Origin of the sequence: Nostoc sp. (genome assembly GCF_036917415.1) — a bacterium.
GTDB lineage: Bacteria > Cyanobacteriota > Cyanobacteriia > Cyanobacteriales > Nostocaceae > Nostoc.
The window spans coordinates 1-26,041 of record NZ_JBALDJ010000104.1; the positions used below are offsets into that span (position 1 = coordinate 1).

Genomic DNA, 26,041 nt, shown 5'->3' on the forward strand with positions numbered 1-26,041 from the left:
TGTAGGGTTTCGGCATATGTACAGCGATCGCGCTCCCAGCAAAAGGAAAGAAACTATTTCTAGTTTATGCCCAAACCGCCTTGGCGGTTGCTATAGATAATTTAGATATTAATCCAGTATTTATACCGAATTAGACTACGACCCCTTCCAACTCCTCATCTGTCAATTCATATAATTGCCGCAACTTATCTAATTTATCATCATCAGCTTCCCAAAAACCCCGTCCATGCGCCTCCAACATTCTCCCTAAAATATTGCGAAAAGCTTCAGGATTTGCTTTACGTAATTTATCCGCCATCTCTGCGTCTAACGCATAAGTATCTGCCGCTTGGTCATAAACCCAATCATCAGTAAAATCGGCAGTACCACCCCAACCAATCAACGCCGTCATCCGTTGGGAAATTTCAAAAGCACCACCAGAACCTTGATTCGCCATCGCTTGCGCCCATTTGGGATTTACCAACTTAGTGCGGTATTCCATTCGCAGCAAATCATCTAAATTGCGCGGTGTAGTATCCTTCGAGAAACTTTCTACAAAACTGGTTGTAACCTTCTTCCCGCCTTGTTTTTCTGCCGCCCTTTTCAAACCGCCCGTATTAGCGTAATATTCTTGAATATCGGTTAAACCATATTCTACCGAATCGATTTCTTGAACAATGCGATCGCTAGTTTTTAACAACGTATTCAAAACTTCTGGTCTAGCTTGACCTTTATCTTCTCTCCCGTAGCTAAACACATTGCGACTTTGCCAAGTATTGCCTAACTCCTCACCAGATTCCCAATTTCCATCCACAACCCTATCATTCACCAAAGAACCAAAATCACCTGCCGGATTAGAAAACAATCTCGCCGATGCATTTTCCACCCCTTGGGCTTTTAAAGCTAAAGCGTGTTTCCTAATAAAATTTTGATCTTCCGGTTCATCAGCATCAGCCGCCCGTTGAAATAAATCATCTAATAATTCGATGATATTGACAAAACTATCCCGGAAAATCCCAGACAAATTACCCAACACATCAATGCGGGGATGTCCAACCTCCGCCAAAGACTTTAATTTATAACGAACAATTCTACCAGTTCCTTCCTTAACAGGTTCAGCCCCCACCAATTCCAACAAAATCCCCAAAGATTCGCCCTTAGTTTTAATCGCATCCAATCCCCATAACATCACCGCCACCGTTTCAGGATATTTCCCATATTCATCCAAATGCTGCACAATAATTTTTTGAGCAATTTCTCGTCCCCGTTCATAAGCCGCAGGTGAAGGCATTCGATAAGGATCTAAAGCATGAATATTCCTCCCAGTCGGCAAAACACCAGCCCCATCCCGTAACAAATCCCCACCAGGCGCAGGCGGAATATACTCCCCATTCAATCCCCTTAACAAATTCGTTAACTCATCCGTAGATTGCATCAACAAATCCGTGATTTGCTTTTCCTCCTCTTCTCTGTGTTCTCTGCGCCTCTGCGGTTCGTCTCCAAAATAAGCCTCCAAATAAGACCCCAACTCCTCCTCATTCGGCTTTTCCCCCAACGTATGCAACCCCGAAGAAAACAACCGATTTTCTAAAACCTGCAAATATTCATACAACTCCACCAAATAATCATCAAAAGCATGACCGCTAAACATCCGCACATTTTCGGGAGTAAACGCAATCCCCAACTTCTTAGCATCCTCAAACGGACAATCAGCATCCAACCCAGAGTCCACAACTTTTTTACAAATCCCTTCCTTCAAAACATAATTCTTTTGCGGGTCTTCCCGATACTCCGAAATCAAATCTCGCAACGCCACCAACTCCTTATACAAACCTGCGCGTCCATAAGGCGGTACATTATGAGAAATTAACACACCATAACCGCGACGTTTTGCCAACATCGATTCAGACGGATTATTCGCCGCATATATATATAGATTAGGCAAATTTCCTAACAGAATATCCGACCAAGAATAACCTGTATTACCTAACGGAGAACCAGGCAACCATTCCACCGTCCCATGCATTCCAAAGTGAACTACAGCATCAGCTTGAAACTCATTTTGTAACCATTTATAATAAGCAGCATATTGCGGATGTGGCGTTAAATCCCGTTCAAACATTAAACGCATCGGGTCGCCTTGTATCCCCAAAGGTGGTTGCACACCTATCCACACATTGCCTAATTGCACACCGCCAATTTGAAAATCATCGCCATAAGTTTTAATTCCAGTTCCCGTGAGAGATTTCCATTGTTTTTCAATACGGGAAGTTTGCAGATATCCCAGCCATTTTTCTAAGGTACGGACGTTAATAGACGCGGGGATATTTTTTGTATCATCAATTTCATCCGCCTCTTTCACCCAGCGAATCAATTCTTCCCCATCTTCTGGTAAATCTCCCACGGTATAACCTTGTTCTTTGAGTGCGTGGAGAAACTTCAGCAAACTACGCGGCACATTTAATAATGCAGCTGTCCCCGCAGCACCATAACCTGGAGGAAACCCATATAAAACGATCGCAATCTTGCGTTCTGATGCAGGTTTTTGCCGCAAAGCCACCCAAGTTTTTACCCTACCAATTAATCGCTGCACCCGTTCGGGAACCAGATAAATATTTTCACCCACCAAACCACCGAGAGGAACAGTATCAATAGCCCCATCCAATTCTGGTAATGCGTACAACACCACACTTTGCAATCCGCCGACACCTTGGCGCGTCCACGAGGAAATATCTTGAATTAATAATGGTGCAGCAACAATATAAGGTACATTCTTAGCAGTGAGGATGCGCTTTGCTACTTCTATTTGACGGCCTGCTTCCATTGAACCAGCCGGGCCACCCACCAGAGGAAAGCCAATTGTCGAAACGATCGCATCTACTTTTACTGCTTCACTTGATAGTGAGGGAATTTCTATATTACCTAGTTGTCGTTGCTGAATTTCATAGTCGGTTGTCATTAAATCTCGTACCGCCACGTGTCCTTCTACGCCGTTGATGAAGATGGGTAAAGGAGTCAACCCGGCTGTTTCAAAACTGCGAATTAGTTGGGGAATGTAGGGTTGTTTGGTGATGACGTGTTTGCGGTAGAGGAGAATTCCGATAACAGGTTTTGTGGCTTTAGATCCCCCCAACCCCCCTTGAAAAGGGGGGCTAATATTCCCCCCTTTATAAGGGGGGCTAGAGGGGATCTTCTGATACCATTCCAGGTATGCTTTTGGTGATTCAAAAAACCCTTGATAGTCGGGATGGAGTAATCCGATGTTGGGGGTTTCGACTAGCGGGGGAATGTCGCCGACTTTTAAACCTAAGTATTTTTCTGCCAGTGTCCAGAATAATGAAGCGACGTTTTCTGGGCCGCCAGCATTCCAATAACCATAGATAATTAACCAGTTGCGTAAGTCTTGGACTTTTTGCACGGGGACATATTTCAGTAGTTTGGGACCAATTTTTAAGAAGCTGATATAACCAGCAAGTTTGTCTTCTTCTCGTCCGTTGCTAAATTTGTCAAGGATGAATTTAACTGGTTTGGGCATTCCTTTGGGTTTGTCGCCAATAGCAAAGTCACCCAACTTGGTTAAACTCATCAATTCCAAGGCTGACTCAAAGACTAGGCGGATGGGAATTTGACAAATGCGATCGCGCAACCACACAACCTGGTCATAATCAAATAGTAGGCTACCGAAAAACACATCAGCGCTATCAAGTGCTGCTTCTACCTCGGTGCGTTTGTTGGTAAGATCGCGATCGCTAAATACCCGAATATCCAACTCAGGACAGCGAGAGTTAGCCAAAAAGGCTGCTTTTCTATACAAGTCAGCGTTGAATGATTCAAACCCAGCAACCAAGACGATGCGTTTCATGCCTGTAAGCTACGAAATATTTCTTTACTTAAATTTTAAACGTGCTTTCAGGCTGATTGTTAAATATCTACCCACAGATTTCAGTCAGTAGTTCCTTGAAGGGGTTAGAACTTCACTATCACCATTGCCTTTTGGATATTTTGATTTCAAAAAAGTTGTGATGTGTTGAGTCAAATTAAGTGCATCATTGAACTCTTTTGATTCCTGTAGCGCTTCGTATAGTGAACGGATTTCTTGTGGTGACAGGTTTGTGAATGTACGCAACTCGGTAATATCTAATCTCCGGTTAAACTCATTAGCAGTATGCCGCCATTGATGTAGAAGCGAAAACAACTCTCTATCTTGACGTTCTGCAAAGACATCAGATGCGATCGCGGTTTCGGTAACAGATATAATTAATCGCGGAAAGACTATTGGTCGTCCCGGCTTATGCGAGTTGGGGTTGAAGCGGCTATCAGATAGAATTACCTCATTCGATCTGCACTCATTCAGTAAGGCACGCAGAAATTCTATCCTCTTTTCGTTAGCTGATGCCCATCGTTCGCCAAAAATCCCGGTAATTGTTGCTAATAATCCCAACCCTGTCAGTAGTGGTTCAAAAGTTCCTGCCTGAGTCCACCAGACGCCAGCTAGAATAAATCCCAGAAGTAGAGGGAAAAACGTGATAAAGGTCACTAGGTTTTTTATACTCATATCACATCTTACCGTTTAGACCATATATCATCTGCTACAGAAGAATTCTTGTTAATTCCTGAAGATTCAGGGGCAATTAAGATTAAATCCATGCCAAATCCATTCTTTAAACGTGGTTCTAATACTGTGTATAGCCTATCAACAAGCACCAGGTTACAGTCTGATATAGTTTTATCGATGCCATTAGAAGTATATTTCCGAGTCAGATATAAACGAATCGTATCTTGGTCTTCAAAATTCATTACCGATCGGTCAGGTAACATAACTTCAATTTTATTTCCAGTTAGATTGCGATAGAGGATTTTTATTAAAATTCCTCTATCAGCTTCTACAGTCCCGTCAAAAAATACACTATCTAAGTTGATATGTAAGTCAGTATTTTGCAGCAAGGCGCTGGTGACAAACTCTTTAAACGATCTAGTTTTTGCGTATTCTTTCGCCGCATTTTGTGCCGCTTCTTCGCTTAATTCCTCAGTAATAGCTACTTCTAAGAGTAGCCTATCTTCACGTCGCATTAGCTTAGAAATAGTTCGCAATAGTTCTGTGTCTTGTTGAAAATTAGCTAATGTGTTCCCCAATAACGAAAATAGCACGGGACTGTTATTGATAACTCTATCTAGTAGTTTTCGTAACTCGTCAACATTTCTCTCAATTGAGAAGTCAACTTGAATTGGCAACACATGGCTACCTTGCAATTGCGATCCTCTTGTTGCCCGTTGTACACCTAACCTTAACATCTCCGAACTCATATCAACTGGAAAGTAGAGGAAATCGGGATTTGCGTTAAACAATAAACTTAAAATGTGTTGGTCTTTTTCACCCGTGCCTACACCCAAACTTACATAATGATATTTCTGATCTTTGATATTATTAGCATTAATTTGATGCCATCGATATCTAAAAGACTCTATACTCTCTTTCATCACGAGATAGAATCGATCGTTACAGGCATGATCCCAGGCGATCGTTGGGCCTATTCCCCAATAGGAAAAACCCGACAAAATCTCTTTTCCATCGCCTGTTGCAGAAAATTCTCCTCTCAATTCCTGCGTGAGTTCTGCAAGTTTGTTAGATTGATCTTCCCCTATAAAACACAGAGTCCAGCCTAAGCTGGGTTCATTGATGGAATTCTCCAGTAGCTTCACAAAATTTAAAGATCCCATGTTGAGCCTCGTTTATTGAGCAGTTTATCTGATAAATCTCGCACAAATGTCTAGAAGCGATCGCGTATTCATTAATACTGTAAAGCATTATGTGTTAAGCTGCTCAGGGTTAACAGGAAGCCAAGGGTAGAGTCTGTCAAGGGTTTACGACCTTATAAACCCAGGTTCACATCAGGGAGTGCGTTTGGTTTCGGGATTTGGGCATCTAATTAAGTACTTTTGTCATGGCTTTCCACTTTTACAAAGCGTTATTATCTAAAGAATGGAGGCAATTACTAAATTTCAATTTATTGCAAAAATTTACTGGTTATTCTCGATATTGATAACTTATAATAGTTGTGTTTTTGGTTACAGTATGACTTTGAATTAGGGGATTTTACCAAATAAAAGTTCCTGTTCAAGTTTGCACAAAAACTTATTTGGTCTAATAGCGTAGTAATGCTGAAAATAATGCAACCATTGCTAACAAGTATTTAAACAAAGCTATTAACCAAACTTTGTCTATATAATTATAAGAGTTTTGAACGAGTGTAAAAACAAGTAAATTGAGGATTAAATAATGAAATTCGGAATTGATAGCGGGCACAATTGTCCACCAGACACAGGAGCTAGAGGAATCAAATTTGAGGATAATTTAACTCTAGATGTAGGTAATAGAGTTATAGCCAAGTTAAGAGCTTTAGGAAATGAAGTCGTAGTATGTAAACCAAGTAGTGCTAGTACAGTACGTGAATCACTCTCAAAAAGATGTTCTACAGCTAATGCGAGTAAAGTAGATATTTACGTCTCGATTCATTTTAACTCCTTTAACGGGCAAGCTAATGGCACAGAAGTATTTGCAACTAGCGATACAGGTAGAAAAATCGCTAAACCTGTATTAGATGAAATCGTCAAGTTAGGATTTTTTAATCGCGGTGTTAAGAGTGGTTCCCACTTGTTTGTTCTAAAAAATACCGATATGCCTGCGATTCTTGTAGAAGGTTGCTTTGTCGATTCGCAAAAAGATATGAATCTTTTTAATCCTGAAGCAATGGCTAATGCAATTGTCAAAGGCTTAACTGGTAAAGTGGCAAGTGTTCCTGTTAACCCTGTACCAGATGAAGAAGATAATGTAGATACCACGATTCTCAGACTGCAAAAAGCCTTAAATCTACTAAAAATAACTGATAAAAATGGTAAGGCGTTAGTGGAAGATGGCTTCACAGGGGCTAACACCAAATCTGCTGTAGAAAAATTTCAGACTATTGTTGGGGTTCAGTCGACTGGAATTGCTAACGAAGCTACATGGAATGCCATAAATCTAATTTTGGCAAAACGAATACTTAGACCAAACCATGCTGGTAATGCAGTTGTCAAATACTTGCAATACCGTTTAGGTGTTGATAATGATGGTGTCTACGGACCGCAAACAGAGGTTGTAATTAAGAACTTTCAAAAGCAAAATGGTTTAGATGCTGATGGAATTATTGGACCTGCTAGCTGGCAGAAATTAATTGGTTAGGCTGATGGGGACTAGAGATTAGAGACTGGGGTAGTAGGAGTGCTGAGTAAAGAAGTTGGAAATCTAACTTCTTTACTCAGAACTCGGAACGGGCTAAACCCTAGCTATCCGCTAACAGAAATGTTTTGCTTAATGAATAAGTGAAGAGGTTAATTTTAGCAAACTTACAATTATATTTTTGTCTATAACATCTTTGGCAAGCACATAAACTGTCAATCAGTCTGGCACAATTTCTAATTCTTAAATCATTGCCTATGTGCTAAATAATCCCAATAAAAAATGATTAGTAATAGTGGGTTAATGTGTCTTTTCGTCCCCGTATACAGCAGTTTGCAACTAAGTGAGGTACAAAACCGAGGACTCAAAAATTAAATTATTCTTCTGCCTCCTGCCTCAAAACTAGTGACTTTGTACTTCATCCAAACGAAAACTGCTGTATCCGCGTTTTTACATCTTTGTAGCGATTTGAACTATGCAACTTACAAGCGTATCAGCTTATTTAATATTAGCATTCTCACAATCCATCTGCACCACACAATTTCTTCCTTGTGCTTTTGCCTGGTAGAGTACTTGGTCAGCAGCAGCAATTAAGATTGCAGGAGATAATTGGCTATGAGGAGTGATGGTTGCCACACCAAGACTTAGGGTAATAAATTCACTGACCTGAGAATGGGAATGAGGCATTTGTAATGCACTAATATTGGTCTGAATATCTCTTGCAACTGCAATGGCCCCTTCAATATCAGTATTCGGCAAAATAACTGCAAACTCTTCTCCGCCATAACGAGCAACTAAATCAGCGGAATGTTTAACTGTCTGAGAGATTGCCTTAGCAACCTGTCTAAGTGCATCATCTCCTGCCAGATGTCCATGCGTATCGTTGTAAAGCTTAAAGTAATCGACATCACACAAAATCAAAGATAGGGAGCCTTGCTCTCGTGCCAACCGTTGCCACTGCGTGTTTAATGTGTCATCAAAGCAGCGGCGATTTGCCACTTGGGTTAGACCATCAAAACAGGCAAGGCGCTGTAATTCCTGGTTTGCTTGTTGTAATTGGTGGTAAAGTTCTGATTGCTGAATAGCGATCGCAGCTTGACCTGCCAACTGGTTAAACAAGTTAATCTCCGATTGCTGCCATTGTCTGGGATGACGGCATTGGTGAGCAATCAATAGTCCCCACAAACAACCTTGCTGCAAAATTGGTACGACAAGGTTTGCCCGGATTTGCAGACTCCGAAGGAGGTCAACATGACATGGTGATAGACCCGCATTTTCAATGTTTTCGATCGCTCTGCTGTTACCTTGTTGATAGTAAGCTGCACGCGTGGATTGAAAGCAGGTATCCATGACGTGAAATCCCAAAATCGACATACACCCTTCTGCTAAGGATTCTACAGCGACTAACCCACTCCAGTCTGGCTTAAACTGATACATCACCACTCGGTCTACCTCAAACAGTTGTCGCACTTCGGCTGCTGTGGTTTGCAAAATCTCGTCTAACTCCAAGGATTGGCGAATGCGCTGCGTCACAGATGCGACAATTCGCTCAGGTTCGCTTTGGTGTTGGACACGCTGCTCAACTAGCTGAGAATGTGTCGATGCTACAGTTAGCGCAATCTGCTCAAAGTAAGGGGTTGTAGTGACAGGCACTGCATTGGGTTGACCAATCAAATAGCCTTGAGCAAAATTTGCACCTCGTTCTCGCAACCAATTCAGTTCCTCAATGCACTCAATTCCTTCAGCAACGGTCTGGATGTTTAACTTTTGAGTAATCTCTAGAAGTTTCTCGGTAATTGAAGCTTTGTAAAGGTCTTGATGTACATCTCGAATTAATTCCATATCCAGCTTGATAAAGTCTGGACGTAACTGATGCAGCAAGTTTAGGCTGGAATAGCCAGAACCAAGGTCATCAAGAGCGACTAAAAACCCAGCATCCCGGTAGTATTTAAGCACTGTCTTCAGGTGGGTTAAATCTTGAGGATTGTCTGATTCTACAACTTCAAAAACAACGCGATCGTGCGAAATTCCGGCAGTATCAATTGCTTCTACCGTACTACGTAGGCAAAAAACTGGGTCATAAAGTGACGTTGGTGCAAAATTGATGAAGATGTGCCCACTCACTTGATAGCGGCTGAATTGAGTGATTGTGCTAAGGCGAGCAATTTGGTCGAGTTGTGGTATAAGTCCGGCTTCGGTTGCTAACTCCAGAATTGGTGTCGGTAGCACTAAATTGCCTTGTTCATCCAGCCCTCGCAAGAGCGATTCATATCCAAAAATTTGCGAGGTATCGTTAATTGAGACAATTGGTTGGAAGTAACTGGTGAATCGTTCTGTTGCCAGCATTTCAACCAGCCAGTCGGATTGGTTCAACTTAATGAAGCGTTGTAATGAGGCTATGTCACTAAAATCATGGAGTTGTGGTTGGAAAGTGCCTTCAATGAAAAGGACTTGCGTCTCTTTTAATTCTCTTGGTGCAAGTAGTTTGGCCAGGTTACGAGCAATTTCTAGGGACTGCCCGGGTCTACACTCCAAACTCAAACCTGGTCGCTCCTGCATCAGTTCATACTTAAGGGCAAACTGCTGTAGGTAGGAGGTGACTTTTATCAGGGTATGTGAAACGGGGAACCAGAGAAAGAGCCTACCTGCTTCCTTAGTCCGGCAGCGTGCAGTATTGCGACAAGCACAGGTTTTGGAGATAGGACATATTTGGCTCATAGCTAAATAATTTGCTCAATCCGATTTATTCTATTATTCCCACTATTTTTACTGTAAAAGATAAACTACACTTCAAATACATGAAGATTTGATGAGTTAAGTATACTGAATAATTTAGCTGAGTAAGTGACTTTGCAACACATACCAAAATTTATACTAAAACCCCAAGTAATTGCCGATATGTTTTGTGCAATCAAGCAACAGAACGAGGAGTCCGCTCAACAATTTAAGTTACGAAACCAAGGCAAAATTAGCCAGATTGGAAACAACTATTAGCGAGATTAATTTAGAGTAAATATATCTTTTTGAAGAATGAATTTAATTCAATAAAAAGCAAAATATTTGAAACAAGTTATTAACAATTCAAAATTCAAAATTCAAAATTCAAAATTAAAGACAATTTCAGACGGGGATTTAAACCCCGACTGAAACTAGGGCTACCTGTAGAGGTAGGGGTCTTAAACCCTTTTATTTACGATAAATTAAGCTATGAATCAAAGAGCTTTCACCCTAAATCCCTCTCCCAATTTTGGAAGAAGGGGTTGGGGGATGTAGCAAGATCCCGCAGGGTGGGCAAATTTTGCATTCGTGCAAGTGGTCTATTGAATGGTTTGGGGAAAATAAATAATAAATATCTAATACCAATTCAATTAATGATTGCAACACATCTTTGGGTAAAGACGCGATTCATCGCGTCTCTACAAACGATCTATTTGTCGCATTCTTTTTTCAAATTGATATAATGTTGGTATTTCTTCCACGTATAAATTTATCAATTCCTCGTGTAGAGATATTTACGCAGTTTATGCACCGCAACTGAACACTCAGACATTCCTACTTCGACCAATTAGAGTTGCAATTGCCTTGACTAACTCATCTGGTTCGACGGGTTTGGACAGATGCTTTTGAAACCCTGATTCAAGCGCTTGTTGCTGATTGATTTCTCCGGCATAAGCAGTTAAAGCGATCGCCGGAATTTGTTTGGCTTGGTTTGCCTGCAATGCTTTAACTTGGCGCATCAACATATAGCCATCTGTCTCTGGCATCCCAATATCACTGAGCAGCATATCTGGTTCTGACTCTGCCAAAATTTGCAATGCTTCTTTTGCTGATGTCACTGCTGTCACCATTGCTCCAGCCTGTTCTAGTAAAAATGTGTGGAAGTCACGGGTATCATCGTCATCATCTACAACTAAGATTTGGATGCCTGCAAGGATTTCAGTCGGAGAAGAAGGATTTAATGCCGCAATATCTATGTGTTGTTTTGGAGTTAAATCTTTTTTAATTAGTGGTATCCTGACTCTAAAAGTAGCTCCTTGCCCTTCACCTAAACTTTCTGCCCAAATCGTGCCGCCATGTAATTCTACCAAATGACGGACAATTGCTAACCCTAACCCCAAGCCACCAAATTTTCGGGTTATTGTACTATCAGCCTGACGAAAATATTCAAACACATAAGGCAGAAAGTCAGGGCTGATTCCCTTACCTGTGTCACTGACGGTAATCTGAGCTTGAGTGTCAACGCGCTCTAGTTGAATATCAATTTTTCCTCCTGAAGGAGTGAATTTAACGGCATTCGATAAGAGATTCCAGATAACTTGTTGTAAACGACCGGAATCACCCAAAACTTGCCCGAAAGAAGCATCCAGCAGCGTCTGAATTTGAATATTTTTAGCTTCTGCTGCCAAACGGACTGTTTCCAATCCCCCCTCAATCACAAGTACTAGGTTGACAGGTAACATCTTCAGGTTGAGCTTGCCTTGTAAGATCCGAGAGACATCGAGCAAATCTTCAATTAGTTGAGCTTGTAATTGAGCATTCCGCTCGATAGTTGCGATCGCTTTCTTCAGCGCAGTTGGTTCAAACTCACGAGTTTGCAAGAGTCTCGCCCAACCAAGAATCGGATTGAGAGGCGATCGCAATTCATGGGAAAGTACCGCCAAAAACTCATCTTTAATCCGGTTGGCTCTTTCAGCTTCAGTTCTAGCAACTTGCTCAAGTTCTAGGAGGCGATCGCGTTCGGCTTCTGCGACTTTGCGTTCGGTAATGTCAATTACTGAGCCGATGTAACCTTTAAACTCACCGTCTACCCCAAACCACGGATTAGCGGCATCGATGCAAGAGCGATATTCACCGTCTTTGCGCCGCAAGCGGTACTCCAAACGGAAGGCCGAGCAGCTTTGATTAGCTTCCAGAAAAACATTCCTGGCGTCATTATAGTCTTCTGGATGCACAGCATTTAACCAGCCAAATCCCAGACCCATTTCCTCGGTCTGACCTGTAAAATCGTACCAGCTTTGACTAAGGTAGGTGCAGTAGCTATTGGTGTCTGTCACCCAAACCATGAAGGGAGCATTGTCAGCCATGTTGCGGAACTTTTCTTCGCTTTCCCGAAGTGCTTTCTCTGCCTGTTTGCGATCGCTGATGTCTGTAACAAAAATGCTTACTCCTTCAGCAAAGGGGTAGATGCGATTTTCAAACCAGCGCTGCCAAGCTGGATAAAAGTATTCAAACTGAACAACGGTGTTTTGTGCGATCGCCCGATGAACCTCGGTATCAAACTCGCTTTTAACCACATCTGGAAAAACTTCCCAAACGATCCTACCTAGCAACTCTTCCTTTGGGATGCCAACAACTTCTGCGACTCGATCGTTGACAAAGGTATAACGCCACTCTCGATCCAACACAAAGAACTGGTCTTGAATGCCAGCTATGACAGTCTCTAGGTGTGCTTTGGCGACCTCAGCTTCAATTCGCAACCCTTGCTCGCGTTCCATTGCCTCTTGGCGGAGACGAGCCATTTTTAGGGCTGCCTCTACCCGCGCCAACAATTCACGGGCAGAGAAAGGTTTAATCAGATAATCATCGGCTCCCGCTTCTAACCCTTCCACCCGTGCCTCTTCCCCCGCTCGTGCCGACAACAGGATGATGGGAACTTTTTGCGTCAGCGGATCGGCTCGTAATGCTTGCAGCAGTCCAAAGCCATCTAATCCAGGCATCATTACATCTGTCAGTACCAAATCTGGGACACGTCCACGAGCAGAATCTAAAGCAGCTAAACCGTCCGGCACTGATTCCACCTCATACTGCTGACTTAATAATCGCTTAACATAATCGCGCATATCTGCGTTGTCATCAGCCAGAAGAATCCGGGGAATTGGGGATTGGGGAAGGTGGGGCCCCCTCTGGGGATAAGGGGTAATGGGGATTGGGGATTGGGAAAACTCTTTCCTTGTCCTTTCCCCAGTTTCCCATTTTCCCATTTCCCTTTCCCCAGTTCCTAGTCCCCAGTCCCCAGTCCCCTCTTGTGGTAGCCACCGCAGGGCTTCTTCTAGATAGGGTGTTGCCCCTAATGCGGTTGAAGCTAAAGTTCGCGGGGCCCTAATCCGGTCTGGAGGTAAATGAGCATATCCTGTTGGAATTGACACAGTAAAGCAACTGCCTACTCCGAGAAGACTGGTAACATCAACTCTTCCACCATGCATTTGCACCAATTCTTGCACCAGTGACAATCCAATTCCTGACCCTTCAAAAGTGCGTCCTTGCGCCCCTTTGACGCGGTGGAATCGTTCAAAAAGGTGGGGGATTTCTGCGGCTGGGATACCGATGCCTGTGTCTTTGACTGCAAACTCAATATGGTCATTTAACCACTGCAAACTGACCGCAATTTCTCCAGTCATCGTGAACTTGAAGGCATTCGAGAGCAGGTTAAGAACAATTTTTTCCCACATCTCTCGATCTACATACACTGGTGCTGGCAGGGAAGGACAATTGACTGATAACTGCATCCCTGCCCGTTCTACTGCTGAACGAAATACACTAGCTAGTTCTGCGGTGAAGGTGGTAAGGTTGGTGGGTTCATAAGAAGCTTGAACCCTTCCAGCTTCAATGCGTGAAAAATCTAGCAAGCTGTTGACCAGTTTCAGCAGCCGGAGTCCGTTGCGTTGCACCATTTCTAGCTGCTCTCGTTCTTTGGCTGGAAGCAGGGTGGCACAAGTGGTTAAGGTGTCTTCTAATGGCCCCAACATCAGGGTGAGTGGGGTACGGAACTCGTGGCTGACGTTGCTAAAAAAGACAGTTTTCGCGCGATCGATTTCTGCCAAGGCTTCAGCGCGTTTGCGTTCTTCCTCGTAGGCTTGGGCGTTAGCGATGCTGGCTGCAATTTGAGCCGCAACTAAATCAATGAATCCTTTATAATTGTCATCGAATAGCCTGAAGGGGTTCAAACCAGCGATTAATATACCAGCTTTTCCGGTTTGACCAGATGCGGCGATGGGTACTGCGATCGCTTGATGGGGCGATCGCTGCCAAACACCACAGGGTAGACTACTAAAAGACACTTCCAAATCAGAAATTACTTTTGGCCGATGCGTTTTGATCGCTTCCGCAAAGGGCCAAACGCAATCAGCATCGAGAGCCACTGTTTTTGGAACTGCTACGTGATTTTGCCCAATACGGCACGTTCCAGCCAGAAAAACTTCCTGCTTATCGGGATCGACCAGATAAATCATTGCGAAAGGGAGATCGTAAGGATTGCTCTCCAGACAACTCGCACTTAGCGTACAGGCTTCATCGAATGTCCGCGCGTCTGCCGTCCTCGCCGCGAGTTCGCGCAAAAGTGCCAACTGACGCTCACTGATAATCCGCTGCGTATCGTCTGTGTTGGCGCAAATGATCCCACCTGTGTTGCCCTGGTCATTAGGAACCGGGCTGTATGAAAAAGTATAATAGGTTTCCTCTGGATAGCCGTTGCGCTCCATAATTAGCAGCAGGGCTTCGTCGTAAGTACCCTCATTCTTCAGCATCGCTGATTCGGCTCGAGGTCTAACCTGATCCCAAATTTCCCGCCACACGTATGAAGCTGGCTGCCCAAGCGCTTCTGGATGTTTGCCGCCAATAATAGCTTTGTAAGCGTCATTGTAAAGGTTAATTAGTTCCTCGCCCCACCAAACAAACATGGGTTGACGGGAAGTTAGCATAATCCGCACGGCAGTCTTCAAACTCTGTGGCCACTGCTGTGTTGGGCCAAGGGACGTTTTTGACCAATCGTATTCTCGCATCCTGGCACCCATTTCACCCCCACCGATAAGGAAATTTACGTCGGCGTTGCTTGCTAACGTTGACTCGTTCTTCATTAATTCCTCTCGATTGGTCATGTGTTGGTTATAGGCTACATCGGTGGTTGTCTGTTAGGAAAAATCCTCTATAAATCAGACCTTTACACTTCTAAACATTCATTTTAAAGGATATTCAAAGGCATATACAGCGTGAGATGCCAATGCTGTGACTTTTCAAAACATTGAAATTGCCTTTTCGTGGCAAGTTTCTACTTTTGCTATTTTTATTGTCTCCTTTATATCATCGATATTTCAAGCTACCAAGGGCGATTCTCATTAGACAATCCATAATGTTGCAACGGCGATCGCTAGCCACAAGCGTTTGGCACGCTGTAGGTCAAGCAAACGGGTTTTAATGGGTCGCGCTAAAATTCCCCTGCCGACGAAACTTTGAAGGAGGGGAATTAAAGCATTCTAAGTTAGGACTTACGCATTGACGCAAAATACAAAGTATGAAGGGCTTGAAAAACCACATCTGTCGTAGGGACACAGCAATGCTCATTGGTGTCAACTTAAGAAAAAATCTGCTTTGAGAGGACGTTTTGCCCTCATCCCTTAACCCCTTCTCCCAACTTGGGAGAAGGGGAACTAGAGAATTTGCTCCCCTCTCCCAATTTTGGGAGAGGGGTTGGGGGTGAGGGTCATATCATGTCCGGTGAAAGACTTATCATTAAGACCGCAGGGGGCAGGGAGCAGGGAGCAGGGAGCAGGGGGAAAGAGGGTTTTAAGATTTCTGCATAGATTACGGGAATAATAACTAATTAACCGGACATGATATCAAACCTGGAAACGCCAAATCTAGCTTATACGTTAAGTTGACACCTATGAGCAATGCTGTGCCCTTAGAGCGCGGGTTTATCGATCGTCAAAGAACAATTAATAAAGATCTGAAACGACCTATTTTTGTGAATACATACCATGATTAATTTGTACAGAGCGTAATATCATGTCCGCTTGATTAGTTATTATTCCAGGCATCTATGCAAAAATCTTAAAACCCTCTTTCCCCCTGCTCCCTGCTCCCTGCCCCCTGCTCCCTGCCCCCTGCTCCCTGCCCCCTGCTCCCTGCCCCCTGCCCCCTGCTCCCTGCCCCCTGCGCTCTTAATGATAAGTCTTTTACCGAACATGATATAAGTCCTATAAGTATTTAAATCGTTTCTGTAAACATACTGGTTCGGGCAAACTCTTCTTCTTCAGGGGTGAAAAGTGGAGGTTTATCCACAAGGCTAGGTTTAAAGTAGTATGTTTCTTGGAGAAACTGTCCGCTAATGACAGCTTCCTCTAAATCTTTGATGTGGTTCTGTGCAACTATACACGCTTCCTTGAGATTGTTTGTATCGCCCTTCTCCAGCAGCTTTGGTAATTCCGTTTTTACCCCTGTCAGCCGTGCCAATGGCTTAAGAATTCCATAGATGTTGTAGATGCGAGCAGTTTCTATGCTGGTGTATTTAAGTGCATTGGCTCTTGCTAACTCAGAGTCAAGGCTGGGCCAAAAACGGGTGGTGTAGAACGCTTTCTCATCCTTGTGATACCATTCTTCCGATCGCGCAATGGAGGAGGAAACGGTGTTATGCAGTTTCCAGAAGAATAACCGCAGGGAGGAACCATCTACGACGGTGGATAATTTTGCCTCTAGTGACACCTCAAAGTCAGTCAGGTTGGGATCGCGCCCAAGCACCAGGTATTCTACAGGATACATATCCACTTCCTTATTTTGGACAACGTACATATTCAGGTGGTGGCGGCAGTAGGGACAGGGGTACATTGTGGCAAAAAGTTGGAAGAAATCTTTGAAGATTGCTATTGCAGCTTTTTGCTGTACATTGGTTTTGGTACAGACAATCTCAGCTGTGGTATGGAAGAAGCGCCACACTGCCGGGCCAATGTAGTAGGGGAAGCTGACTCGCATTTGGGAATCCTTCACCTCAGTCCGATCTAGATAGACATCAATAAATGCTACATACTGTGATAGCGCACCTGATTCTCGCCCAAACTCTAAGCGTTCGCGGCGTTTTTGCACTCCATTCAGGTAGTGATGCGTTAACCGCCATGCTTGTTTGAGTATCAATTTCTGTTTGGGAGTGCAATCGGGAAAATTTTCGGCAACATCCGCCCCGTAGCGGTTAAATTCTCCTGAGTTTTTTGTACACTGATACCATTCATCCAAAGCCGCCTCGTCGGGTACGGTGTTACTTTGGATATCTGCTGTGGTAGAGACGCTAAACGCTGCCAACAACTTGGGCATAAAGTCTTCATACCAGTATGCTACTGGCATGATTGCACCATCTATTTCCTCGGTTGCTTGCGAGAGGATGACGCGGTTCCACTTGTTCAAATAGTCTTTTGGATTTGCCTGAGATTTAGTTGGTGGTGGAGCCATTTCTTCGTTCAGTTCTATTCCCCTCAGACGATTGAGTTCGTTAATGGCCAGCACACCTTCGACGATATCACCCAAACTGAGACTTTTCTTTTTGATCGTAATTGCAAACTCGACTCCAGCAGCAAACTTTTCTTTGACATTGGCAAATTTACTCCGCGCCTCTAAAATCGCTTGCTGTTCTGCCAACATTTCGGGTGTCTTTGCCACTGTTTGCCAGTTTTTGATCCGCTCCTGCAATCGGGCATATTCATCGGCAATCGATTTAACCACTGCATCCAGGACGGGGTAGCAATCCTCGGATACTATACCTAATGCTTTGTACAGTGCGATCGCTTGTTTGACAAACTCCACAAAATCAGTAATTCTGTATGGCAAGTTTTTCACCCGCAAGTGAGTTTCGTGATTTGCGGAGAAACTCTCACGAAAACTGCGGTAGGCTGCTCCTTGAATTAAACGAAACAGACCAATCTGCATTTGTAAGGGAGACGTACCGCTTTTTTTCTGATTCGGTGAGTTTGGGTGTTGTACTAACTGTTCTCTTAGCTGTGCTAACTCTGGAGTTGTTGCTTCTTGTATCGGTTGGGTAGTAGCTGCTGTCTTATTAGAAGTAGCAACTGTCTTGAGCGAACTGTTAAGGAAAATCGGTGAGTCTTGATAACCAGTTTTGCTTTCTGACTCCTCCGGTACTAGCTGACAGAATTCCTCAAAGTCAATTGAGCCATCGCCATCATGATCTACTTCCTGCAACATCTCTTTCAACTCAGCGTCTGTCAGCCCAAACTGAGTCATAACTGTCCGCAACTCGACGGCAGTAATTTCACCGCTACCGTCCTCATCAAAGGCACTGAAGGCTAACTTGAGGCGGCTTTGGCGATCGCCTACTTTCGCGATCATCAGCGTTTTAAATTCTTCAAAGTCAATAGTGCCTGACAAGTCAACGTCAATCTCCTTAATCAAGTCACGCAGTCCCGTTTCCGTGGGATTTTGCCCTAGCGATCGCATTACCTCCCCCAGTTCCTCGGTTGAGATCGCTCCGTTGCCGTCTACGTCTAATACTTTGAAAGCTTGCCACAATTTTTCTATTTCTTGTTCATCAATCATGGTTTTGTTCCAATACTATATGTGCCACTAATAAATTTATTACCATGTTTTCTAACAGCTATTTCAATACTGCGTAGTTATATTTAAGAAAATAAAAAGTATCAGGAACGACTGAAGTTCGTCTCAACGATACTTGTAGTTGCCTTGTAAATTTGTCGGCTGCTTATTGTTGCAATAAATGCAGCTTTACGGGTTTAATTGCAAATGCTCCTAGATAAACTAAGTAAGTCAGCGAAAATAAATCAAACTATATTAAGTAATATAAAAAATCTGAAGATTATTTTATAGTAAGTGTTTCAGCCATGATTTGTTCGCGTAGCGTCTCGCAAAGAGGACTAAAATCATCATTACAAACCTTTAATTATTTACGCTGCTATACTTCTCAAAAGTTTTATATATCCCCTTATCAAAACTCTTTTGCCTTATTTCCAGTGTTGGAAAGAGGGCAAATTTATATTTTGCTGAACACTCCATGCACAATCCCATTAATAAAAACTAGGTCTTTTGCAAAAAATATTTTGTCGTATCTTAAAATATCTACCTACTGTAAATGTCAGTTCAGCGCTTGGTAGATTGTTAGTCGTGAAGATGATGCCACATATCGTTGACGAAGCTCAAACGTTCATCTACAAAGCTCAAACGTTCATCCACAAAGCTCAAACGTTCATCCACAAAGTTCAAACGTTCATCGATAAAGCTCAGAGGTTTATCCTAGAGCATAATTTACTAGATGCAAAAGTCCTATACTCGATTGGGCATAACCACAGCCAACAACAAATATCTCTGTGTTTAATGCCCGATGCCCGATGCCCCATGCCCAATTCCCAATCCCTTGTATTTGCGATCGCAAACTTACTTAAACTAAATATATACCTTTAGCAGAGGTAAATTCAAAAGCTATGTTCGATATTTAATTAAAAAGTAAGTATCAAGAACAACTAAACTCAGTTTTCACCCTACTTGCGATCGCTTTGTAAATTTGTCATTTGCTTATTCTTACAACAAATCTGGCTTTACGGGATTGATTGCAAATGCCCCTAGATAAAGGATCAAAAGTTTTCTGTCTCCGCTTATAAAAGCTCCTTTGCCTTTGCCTCATTTCAACTCTTAGAAATGAGGCAATTTTCTATGTTGCCATACACCCACGCATAATTTGTCATCGGGAATAGAGGCAAAGTGTTAGTGCTGAAATATATTTAGCCTATCTTAGTACTATTTATTACAAGTTGAGTTACATTTACGAACTTGCGCTTTCAATTTAATGTAAGGCGAATTTTTTGCAACCTTTGAGAAAGGCTCTACTTTCAAGATAACTAGCTTTTCTCCTTTTTTAAGTTTAACGATTGTTTTTCCAGATAAAGATTTTTCCTTTATTAGATTGACTTCATGTTTAACAGTTACGATTGTTCCTGGTGATGGAATGACAGGAGGCTCAATACTAGGAAATTGTTTAGGATTTAATGGTTGAAGAACTAGTTTTTGTCCAACAGATAAACTATCTGAGGTTTTATTAACCATACCTATCCATATCCAGCCAGTAGGATTTACTGATTTTGTTGAGTTTACAGTTGGTTTAGGTACTAATAAAGAAATATCTAATATATTAAGCTTTTGATAAATGAAGCTTATAAATATACCACCTACTACAAAGAAAATAACTAGTTTCACAGGGATGTTGCTGACTCTATTCCGGCGACGATACCTAGATGGTCTAAACAAGTAAGAAAGGATTACCGTTCCCACAGATATAAAAGCTTTTAGGACATGCTTTGCAACATCTATGATTGCCCGAAGCGAACGCAGAAGTTTTTTAATAAGAAATGTAGAATCAGTAAGTTCCTCGGCTACTTCTCGAATACCTGTAGCAATATTTGCAAAAGCTTTATCATAGGGTTTCCATTCAGTTATAGGTCTTCCACCCTCGGGTAAAACTTTGACTTTGGGAAATGCGACCTTCCAATAATTATCAACTGGACGAAGCAGAATAGTAATCACACGAGATGTTTTAGCTCTATGCTGTTCCATAGCTTGTTTCGCCAAAACATCCCAGTGATAATCTGAAGCAGTAAATTCTGAACTAATTAGCACCAAAATTATATCCGCCTTCTTTAAATTTGTATCAATCTCACTTTCCCATTCCTTGCCTGGGCTAATCATGCCTTTATGCCAATTGTTAATCACACCTTGCCGCTCTAAAGTGCTGAGGTGTTCCTCTAGTTTTTGCCGCATTTTTTCATCTTGTGCAGAGTCGGAGCAGCAATAAAAAACTTTGACAACTTTGGTATTCGGCATTAGTTTCAGCACCTATTAGTATGAAATAATTATTATTTTTTCATACTATTTTTTATTTAATTTTTTGATATTTTATTCAGTCCCAATTATGAAGTTTAAACAGTGATTATTTACGAATTTACTGCCAATTCTTTTGTAACTAACCGAATACCTTCAGCAACACTTAAAAATGCATCATTATGATTTCCCCACTTCTTAACAGGTTTACCGCTTTTGGGCAGTGCTTGAAGCCTTCCAAAGGGTGCGCTCTTCCAATCAACAGAGTCAAGAATTATGGGGATAACTCTAGCTTCTTTGGCTTCATGCCTTTCCATTGCCCGTTTTACTTCAACATCCCAGCAATAATCTGAAGCGATAAAATTTGCACTTATAAGCAGCAAAATTATTTGAGATGAATCTAAATGAGTGTCTATCTCATTGTGCCATTCTTTTCCTGCTCCAATTTTGCGATCGTGCCATTCTGTAATCACTCCTTGTCGCCTTAAAAGAGTGAGGTGGTTTTCTAGTTTGTCGCGAAGTTTTTCATCTTCATGAGCATAAGAATAAAACACTTCAATAGCTTGATCAGGTTGCAATAACATAAGTTGCTTTACGACTCGAATCTCTGAAAGTAGGATTAAATCTTTATCAAAGTTGTCTGCTAAAACTTGCAGCTTTTATTTTAAGGTAGAAGGGATCACAAGATTGATTTGAATTTATAGACTAGTTCTTTATAAGACTTTACCATATAGGACTACTAAAGTAATAGCACTTGTTCATCTATTCAAACTCTTTACCGACACTATTTTATCAGCTTCATCTACTGTTATTTGCGCCAGCCCAAACTGTTCAATAACAGCTGCATTTGTCGTCAAATGCCTACTCACTTCAGCCACTCGATACTGACTTTCTTGTGAAGCTAAAGCAGCTGGCAATAATAACTGATCTGCTAAATGTTCATCCACTGGTGCGCCAGTATAATGAAACTCAAGCAGTTGCTGACAAGCAATCTCTGCAACAGTTTCCGCCGACAACCGCAAACGCCCAAATCCACCAAAGCCAGTTAAGCTATTCTGATATTCAGCAGTGAGGAAAATACCCGCCCCAGGTGCCACACCTCTTTCTCGCAAGGTCTGTACAGTAACTTTCAAATTAGCTGACCGTAACAAATTCTCTGCACGATTCGCCATCCGTTGCGGAATATGGGAAGGCAATTCCGTCACCACTGCTAGTCCCCGCACCTGTTGTAAATCTCCTCGTTCCAACAAGTTGATTCCGCTGAGTTTACCACCGCCATCCACCTGTAACTCTACCTCTCCCCCACCTTGGGGATACCATCCCCAAGCGCCTAACTTGACTTGGGCTTCTACACCCATGCGTTGCAGTATGGGCAGATAAACTTGCTCTATGTACGTCGCTGTCGGACTAAAGTTCACATGAGTTCCACCCTTTAGTGTCACCAGGGAATTGCCAGATGCTAGTGCCAAAGGTAAGAGAATTGTTTGTAAAACTAGAGCGATCGCACCCGCAGAACCACCAAGTTGTGCTTTACTAACATCAAAGGTATAAATTCCAGCTTGCACAGCACTACCTGGGATGAATTCCAGCAGCATTGAACCCAAAGTATCACCCCGTAGTTGGGCATTACAAATTCTCGCCGCCGCCCGAACTGCTGTTAAATGTTGTGCTGCTAATCCTGGCTTTTTGCGTCCAGCGCGAATGCCTGTAATTCGTATGGGTTCACCGGTGATGGCGGCTAGACTTAAGGAAGTGCGAAGAACTTGTCCGCCTCCCTCTCCGTAGGAACCGTCAATTTCAATCATGGGCGATTTTGGGATGTTGGATTTTGGGTTATCCCCACGGCAGTTAAAATCAAACCACAAATTATAAACGCCCAGCAACTAGCTTTTTGGAGGTAGGTTACACAAATATACAGAGAAATTTCTGATATGTGTTTCTGTAGTTTGCTAATTTTGAATTTGCAATTGAATAACCTTGCTTTTGCCAGGGTTCATCAACCTATAAGGATCGACTATTTCTTTAAATTTTAACTGCTCGGAATCGATAACTTTTCTGCCGCCGTCTTCAATAATATACGTATGAGGATTGGCAATACTCACACCCTGTTCTTCGTGATAGCGGATAATTTCATTGAGGCGTTCTTCTGTGGTGTAGCGCACAAGTTGCAATGCACCAGGAACTACGACACCATTCACCCGAAAAAATTCTAAATGCATCATTACCTCATCGCCGAAGTAATTATACATCTGCTCTACTAGTCGTAAACTGCGATCACTAGGAAAGAGACTTTGTAAATATGTAATACCAGTATCTACACTCCGGGCAAGTAAGGTAGTGTGGTTCCAGCTAAATTCTGCTAAATGTGTACCTTTGGCTGCTTCCTCGGCTGGTTTTTTATATGTAATTTGTCCGCCGTATTGCTGCACCAAAGCCGGTAAAAATTCCAAACTTGGCTCGGAAATTATCAAAAAGACTGAGTGAGTCCCTTCAGGAATATACTCTTGTAGGGCGTGAAAGTACTGAGAAATTGGGGATGCAAAGACAGAAATCAACTTCTTAATCATGCCATCAGCATTGCCAAGAGCCTGACCAAACTTTGCTGCTGTCATAAAGTCGTCAAATGTGACAATTACTTCTGCCCAAGGATAAGCTGGCCCTAAAGGAATTTCGACTTCAGTGATGATGCCATTAATCCCCCAAGCGTGATTTACCTTTTGGACATCATCGCCGCGTAATGCGATCGCACGGGGTTCATCTTCTACAGTTACTACTCGCAGTGCTAAGATATTACCGCGATCGGCTAATAACCCATATTGGATCGAGCCAATACCGCCACTTCCCCCAGCAATAAATCTGCCAATTGTAGCTGTGCGGTACGTGGAGGGTGCCATACGAATTTCCCAGCCGATTTCTCGTGTTTTTTTATCCAAAGCCGCCAACTTCACCCCAGCTTCTACCCGCGCTACTCCCGGTTTTACCCAAAGAATCTCTTGCAACCGCGTCATATCTAAAATTACACCACCGTGCAACGGTACACATTGCCCATAATTCCCAGTTCCCGCACCTCGCACAGTTACAGGTATACGATATTTTGCACAGGCGGCTGCAACTTTTAAAACCTCTGCTTCATTAGCGGGACGCACTACAATATCCCCAACTTTTCCCTCTAGTTTCGACACTAACACGGGGCTAAAAGTGTGATAATCCTGGGATAATTTTGCGACTTTAGTAGAGTCAGTAATAGTTTCTATGCCTTCTAGAGAATTAATCAGAGCATCTAATTTTGTCGTCATATATATCCTTTTTTTTAACTCAGAAAAACGCCAAAGGTTTACACAGATAATTAACTCCTCTGCGAACCTTTGCGTTTCCCTCAGCGCCCCTCTGCGTTTTAAAATCTTAACTCTCATCTTTCACAGAACTTTCATGCCACTTACTCAAAAAGTCAGATATGCGCACTCAAGCAGACAAAAATCAATACTTGGTTTCCTGTGTCTGTGCGTCAATAATTACACTCCAGTCATCGTTTTTCACAGCAGCTTCAAGTTGACGCTGACGTTCGGCTTCACTCGCATCTATTGTTTCTAACTCTTTAGAAAGGGTTGTATCAGCCATTGCTTTCCGCAGTTTTAGCTTTTTCTCCTCGTAGGCTTGAAGTTGGGCTTCTGACATTACCGCCTTAGTCGCTTCACCTACCGTACTAGCCCACATTCCACAATCATTTGCATTACCAGGTGGCGTACTTTCGAGTTCTGCTATCCACGCATCTCGCAAATCTTCCATTTCTTGACGTTTGGGAAACTTGAATGCTTGCACACGTACAAAAGCACACTTTTGCTCACCATTTTGGCGAAGATGGCTGTTTAGAGAAAGCAACACATTCCGAGAATAGCCAATGTACTGCGTGCGGCGTTCTGCATCTAATACTGCATAAACTCCGGCAATTTTAGCGTTCTGAGCAGCTACACTCCAAGCTTCAAAGTCAATGATTTCAGTACCATTGTTTGCCAGATCAGGAGTTATACTCACTTCAATGGCGGCGTGTTCGTTGTCAGAACTATACAAAAAATCATGCAGTCCACGGTGGTTTATGGGGACATTTTGATGTTCAATTGGCGGATTGTGCTGAGTTTCCATTGCAGTTGATCTCCGAGTTATTAATTAGCGATGTCTACGATGAGCTTTTCTACGAGAGGCTACACCAATACTTACGCAAGCAAATATATGCCCTTAAAATATTGAAGCTTAAATCTACTCACATCTCCAAATCCTTGTTCTGAAAAAGCAAAAACAACTATTAAACTTCTTATGAATCAATTGATACCTAAAAATTGGATTTTCATCAAACAGCGGCTTACCCCTTATTTATTTTTACTACCCGCCTTAGTTCTTTTAGGCTTAACTGTCTTTTGGCCTGCACTACAAGCGTTTTACCTCAGCTTTACCAGCTATGAAGACATTGCCCAGCCGCCACAATGGATAGGTTTCGCCAACTTTCTCAAGCTTTGGAAAGATGCAGTTTTTTGGAAAACCTTGGAAAACACTTTTTTATATCTTGTAGGTGTAGTACCAATTTTAGTAATAGCTCCCTTAGTACTGGCAATTTTGGTAAATCAGAAACTGCAGGGAATGAATTGGTTTAGAGCAGCGTACTACACTCCAGTGGTAATTTCAATGGTGGTTGCGGGAATAGCTTGGAAATGGCTGTATGCAGAAAACGGATTACTCAATCAGTTATTTAAAGCTTTAGGTCTTTTTCCAGAAGGTATTCCTTGGCTAACTAGCCCAGCAAAAATTTTTGGCATTGTACCAATTTCTCTTGCCAGCGTCATGGCTGTCACCGTGTGGAAAGGATTAGGCTACTACATGGTGATTTATCTAGCGGGGTTGCAATCAATTCCTGCTGATGTGTACGAAGCCGCAGCTATTGATGGCTCTGATGGTATTAGCAAACATTGGGATATTACCATACCTTTAATGAAGCCATATCTAGCATTAGTAGCGGTAATTTCAGCTATTTCTGCAACCAAAGTGTTTGAAGAAGTCTACATTATGACTCAAGGAGGCCCACTCAGTAGCTCAAAAACAATTGTTTATTATTTATATGAGCAAGCCTTCAACAATTTGGAACTTAGCTATGCTTGCACGATTGGGCTAGTGCTATTTTTAATAATTTTAGGCTTGTCAATTTTGCGATTAGCTATTAAACAGCAGTGAGACGATAATATCACAATTTAA

Annotated in this window: 14 protein-coding genes; 3 read left to right on the forward strand and 11 right to left on the reverse strand. The window is 42.5% G+C overall.

The window, feature by feature from the left end; translation table 11 throughout:
- Positions 1 to 130 precede the first annotated feature (130 nt).
- The 3 genes from bchH to V7K41_RS22485 all read right to left on the reverse strand — a co-directional run bounded on the left by bchH (position 131) and on the right by V7K41_RS22485 (position 5,697).
- A complete protein-coding gene (gene bchH / locus V7K41_RS22475) occupies positions 131 to 3,841 on the reverse strand; it encodes a magnesium chelatase subunit H (protein WP_334851769.1) in 3,711 nt (1,236 codons plus the stop codon).
- 84 nt (positions 3,842 to 3,925) lie between these two features.
- A complete protein-coding gene (locus V7K41_RS22480) occupies positions 3,926 to 4,534 on the reverse strand; it encodes a hypothetical protein (protein ID WP_334851771.1) in 609 nt (202 codons plus the stop codon).
- An 8-nt stretch (positions 4,535 to 4,542) separates the two neighbouring features.
- The gene (locus V7K41_RS22485) at positions 4,543 to 5,697 is read right to left on the reverse strand and encodes an L-histidine N(alpha)-methyltransferase (protein WP_334851773.1); all 1,155 of its coding nucleotides are present in this window, start codon (positions 5,695 to 5,697) and stop codon (positions 4,543 to 4,545) included.
- Between the two features lie 559 nt (positions 5,698 to 6,256).
- Between V7K41_RS22485 and V7K41_RS22490 the strand changes: the two genes are divergently transcribed.
- Positions 6,257 to 7,198, forward strand: coding sequence for an N-acetylmuramoyl-L-alanine amidase (locus V7K41_RS22490; RefSeq protein ID WP_334851775.1), 942 nt, complete (start codon positions 6,257 to 6,259; stop codon positions 7,196 to 7,198).
- Between the two features lie 495 nt (positions 7,199 to 7,693).
- On the opposite strand, the gene V7K41_RS22495 is transcribed toward V7K41_RS22490, so the two are convergent.
- From V7K41_RS22495 to V7K41_RS22505, 3 genes are all read right to left on the reverse strand, one after another.
- Positions 7,694 to 9,913, reverse strand: coding sequence for an EAL domain-containing protein (locus V7K41_RS22495; RefSeq protein ID WP_334851777.1), 2,220 nt, complete (start codon positions 9,911 to 9,913; stop codon positions 7,694 to 7,696).
- Positions 9,914 to 10,737: 824 nt separating this feature from the next.
- Entirely contained in the window at positions 10,738 to 15,048 is a 4,311-nt protein-coding gene (locus tag V7K41_RS22500) for an ATP-binding protein (RefSeq protein ID WP_334851778.1), read from the reverse strand.
- A gap of 1,129 nt (positions 15,049 to 16,177) precedes the next feature.
- The gene (locus V7K41_RS22505; RefSeq protein WP_334851780.1) at positions 16,178 to 18,511 is read right to left on the reverse strand and encodes an EF-hand domain-containing protein; all 2,334 of its coding nucleotides are present in this window, start codon (positions 18,509 to 18,511) and stop codon (positions 16,178 to 16,180) included.
- Between the two features lie 588 nt (positions 18,512 to 19,099).
- Between V7K41_RS22505 and V7K41_RS22510 the strand changes: the two genes are divergently transcribed.
- A complete protein-coding gene (locus tag V7K41_RS22510) occupies positions 19,100 to 19,390 on the forward strand; it encodes a hypothetical protein (protein ID WP_334851782.1) in 291 nt (96 codons plus the stop codon).
- A gap of 333 nt (positions 19,391 to 19,723) precedes the next feature.
- On the opposite strand, the gene V7K41_RS22515 is transcribed toward V7K41_RS22510, so the two are convergent.
- The 5 genes from V7K41_RS22515 to V7K41_RS22535 all read right to left on the reverse strand — a co-directional run bounded on the left by V7K41_RS22515 (position 19,724) and on the right by V7K41_RS22535 (position 24,940).
- Entirely contained in the window at positions 19,724 to 20,803 is a 1,080-nt protein-coding gene (locus V7K41_RS22515; RefSeq protein WP_334851784.1) for a toll/interleukin-1 receptor domain-containing protein, read from the reverse strand.
- A 110-nt stretch (positions 20,804 to 20,913) separates the two neighbouring features.
- Positions 20,914 to 21,384 carry a toll/interleukin-1 receptor domain-containing protein gene (locus V7K41_RS22520; protein ID WP_334851785.1) on the reverse strand — a complete coding sequence of 157 codons (471 nt, stop codon included), beginning with the start codon at positions 21,382 to 21,384 and terminating at the stop codon, positions 20,914 to 20,916.
- 174 nt (positions 21,385 to 21,558) lie between these two features.
- The gene (rtcA, locus tag V7K41_RS22525) at positions 21,559 to 22,605 is read right to left on the reverse strand and encodes an RNA 3'-terminal phosphate cyclase (RefSeq protein ID WP_334851787.1); all 1,047 of its coding nucleotides are present in this window, start codon (positions 22,603 to 22,605) and stop codon (positions 21,559 to 21,561) included.
- Positions 22,606 to 22,749: 144 nt separating this feature from the next.
- Positions 22,750 to 24,096, reverse strand: a complete 1,347-nt coding sequence (locus V7K41_RS22530; RefSeq protein ID WP_334851788.1) for an FAD-binding oxidoreductase — start codon at positions 24,094 to 24,096, stop codon at positions 22,750 to 22,752.
- A gap of 181 nt (positions 24,097 to 24,277) precedes the next feature.
- Positions 24,278 to 24,940: a GIY-YIG nuclease family protein gene (locus V7K41_RS22535; RefSeq protein WP_334851790.1), complete on the reverse strand. Its 663-nt coding sequence runs from the start codon at positions 24,938 to 24,940 to the stop codon at positions 24,278 to 24,280.
- 171 nt (positions 24,941 to 25,111) lie between these two features.
- Here V7K41_RS22535 and V7K41_RS22540 point away from each other — a divergent pair, with 171 nt between their 5' ends.
- On the forward strand, positions 25,112 to 26,020 hold the full coding sequence (locus V7K41_RS22540; protein ID WP_334851792.1) for a carbohydrate ABC transporter permease: 909 nt from the start codon (positions 25,112 to 25,114) through the stop codon (positions 26,018 to 26,020).
- The last annotated feature ends 21 nt before the right edge of the window (positions 26,021 to 26,041 follow it).

What these genes read in the sequence shown, in the direction of transcription:
- V7K41_RS22500 (WP_334851778.1), bottom strand. Translation starts at nt 15,048, where the DNA reads ATGAAGAACGAGTCAACGTTAGCAAGCAACGCCGACGTAAATTTCCTT.
- V7K41_RS22490 (WP_334851775.1), top strand. Translation starts at nt 6,257, where the DNA reads ATGAAATTCGGAATTGATAGCGGGCACAATTGTCCACCAGACACAGGA.
- V7K41_RS22535 (WP_334851790.1), bottom strand. Translation starts at nt 24,940, where the DNA reads ATGGAAACTCAGCACAATCCGCCAATTGAACATCAAAATGTCCCCATA.
- V7K41_RS22540 (WP_334851792.1), top strand. Translation starts at nt 25,112, where the DNA reads ATGAATCAATTGATACCTAAAAATTGGATTTTCATCAAACAGCGGCTT.
- bchH (WP_334851769.1), bottom strand. Translation starts at nt 3,841, where the DNA reads ATGAAACGCATCGTCTTGGTTGCTGGGTTTGAATCATTCAACGCTGAC.
- rtcA (WP_334851787.1), bottom strand. Translation starts at nt 22,605, where the DNA reads ATGATTGAAATTGACGGTTCCTACGGAGAGGGAGGCGGACAAGTTCTT.
- V7K41_RS22515 (WP_334851784.1), bottom strand. Translation starts at nt 20,803, where the DNA reads ATGCCGAATACCAAAGTTGTCAAAGTTTTTTATTGCTGCTCCGACTCT.
- V7K41_RS22485 (WP_334851773.1), bottom strand. Translation starts at nt 5,697, where the DNA reads ATGGGATCTTTAAATTTTGTGAAGCTACTGGAGAATTCCATCAATGAA.
- V7K41_RS22505 (WP_334851780.1), bottom strand. Translation starts at nt 18,511, where the DNA reads ATGATTGATGAACAAGAAATAGAAAAATTGTGGCAAGCTTTCAAAGTA.
- V7K41_RS22480 (WP_334851771.1), bottom strand. Translation starts at nt 4,534, where the DNA reads ATGAGTATAAAAAACCTAGTGACCTTTATCACGTTTTTCCCTCTACTT.
- V7K41_RS22510 (WP_334851782.1), top strand. Translation starts at nt 19,100, where the DNA reads ATGATGCCACATATCGTTGACGAAGCTCAAACGTTCATCTACAAAGCT.
- V7K41_RS22530 (WP_334851788.1), bottom strand. Translation starts at nt 24,096, where the DNA reads ATGACGACAAAATTAGATGCTCTGATTAATTCTCTAGAAGGCATAGAA.
- V7K41_RS22495 (WP_334851777.1), bottom strand. Translation starts at nt 9,913, where the DNA reads ATGAGCCAAATATGTCCTATCTCCAAAACCTGTGCTTGTCGCAATACT.
- V7K41_RS22520 (WP_334851785.1), bottom strand. Translation starts at nt 21,384, where the DNA reads ATGTTATTGCAACCTGATCAAGCTATTGAAGTGTTTTATTCTTATGCT.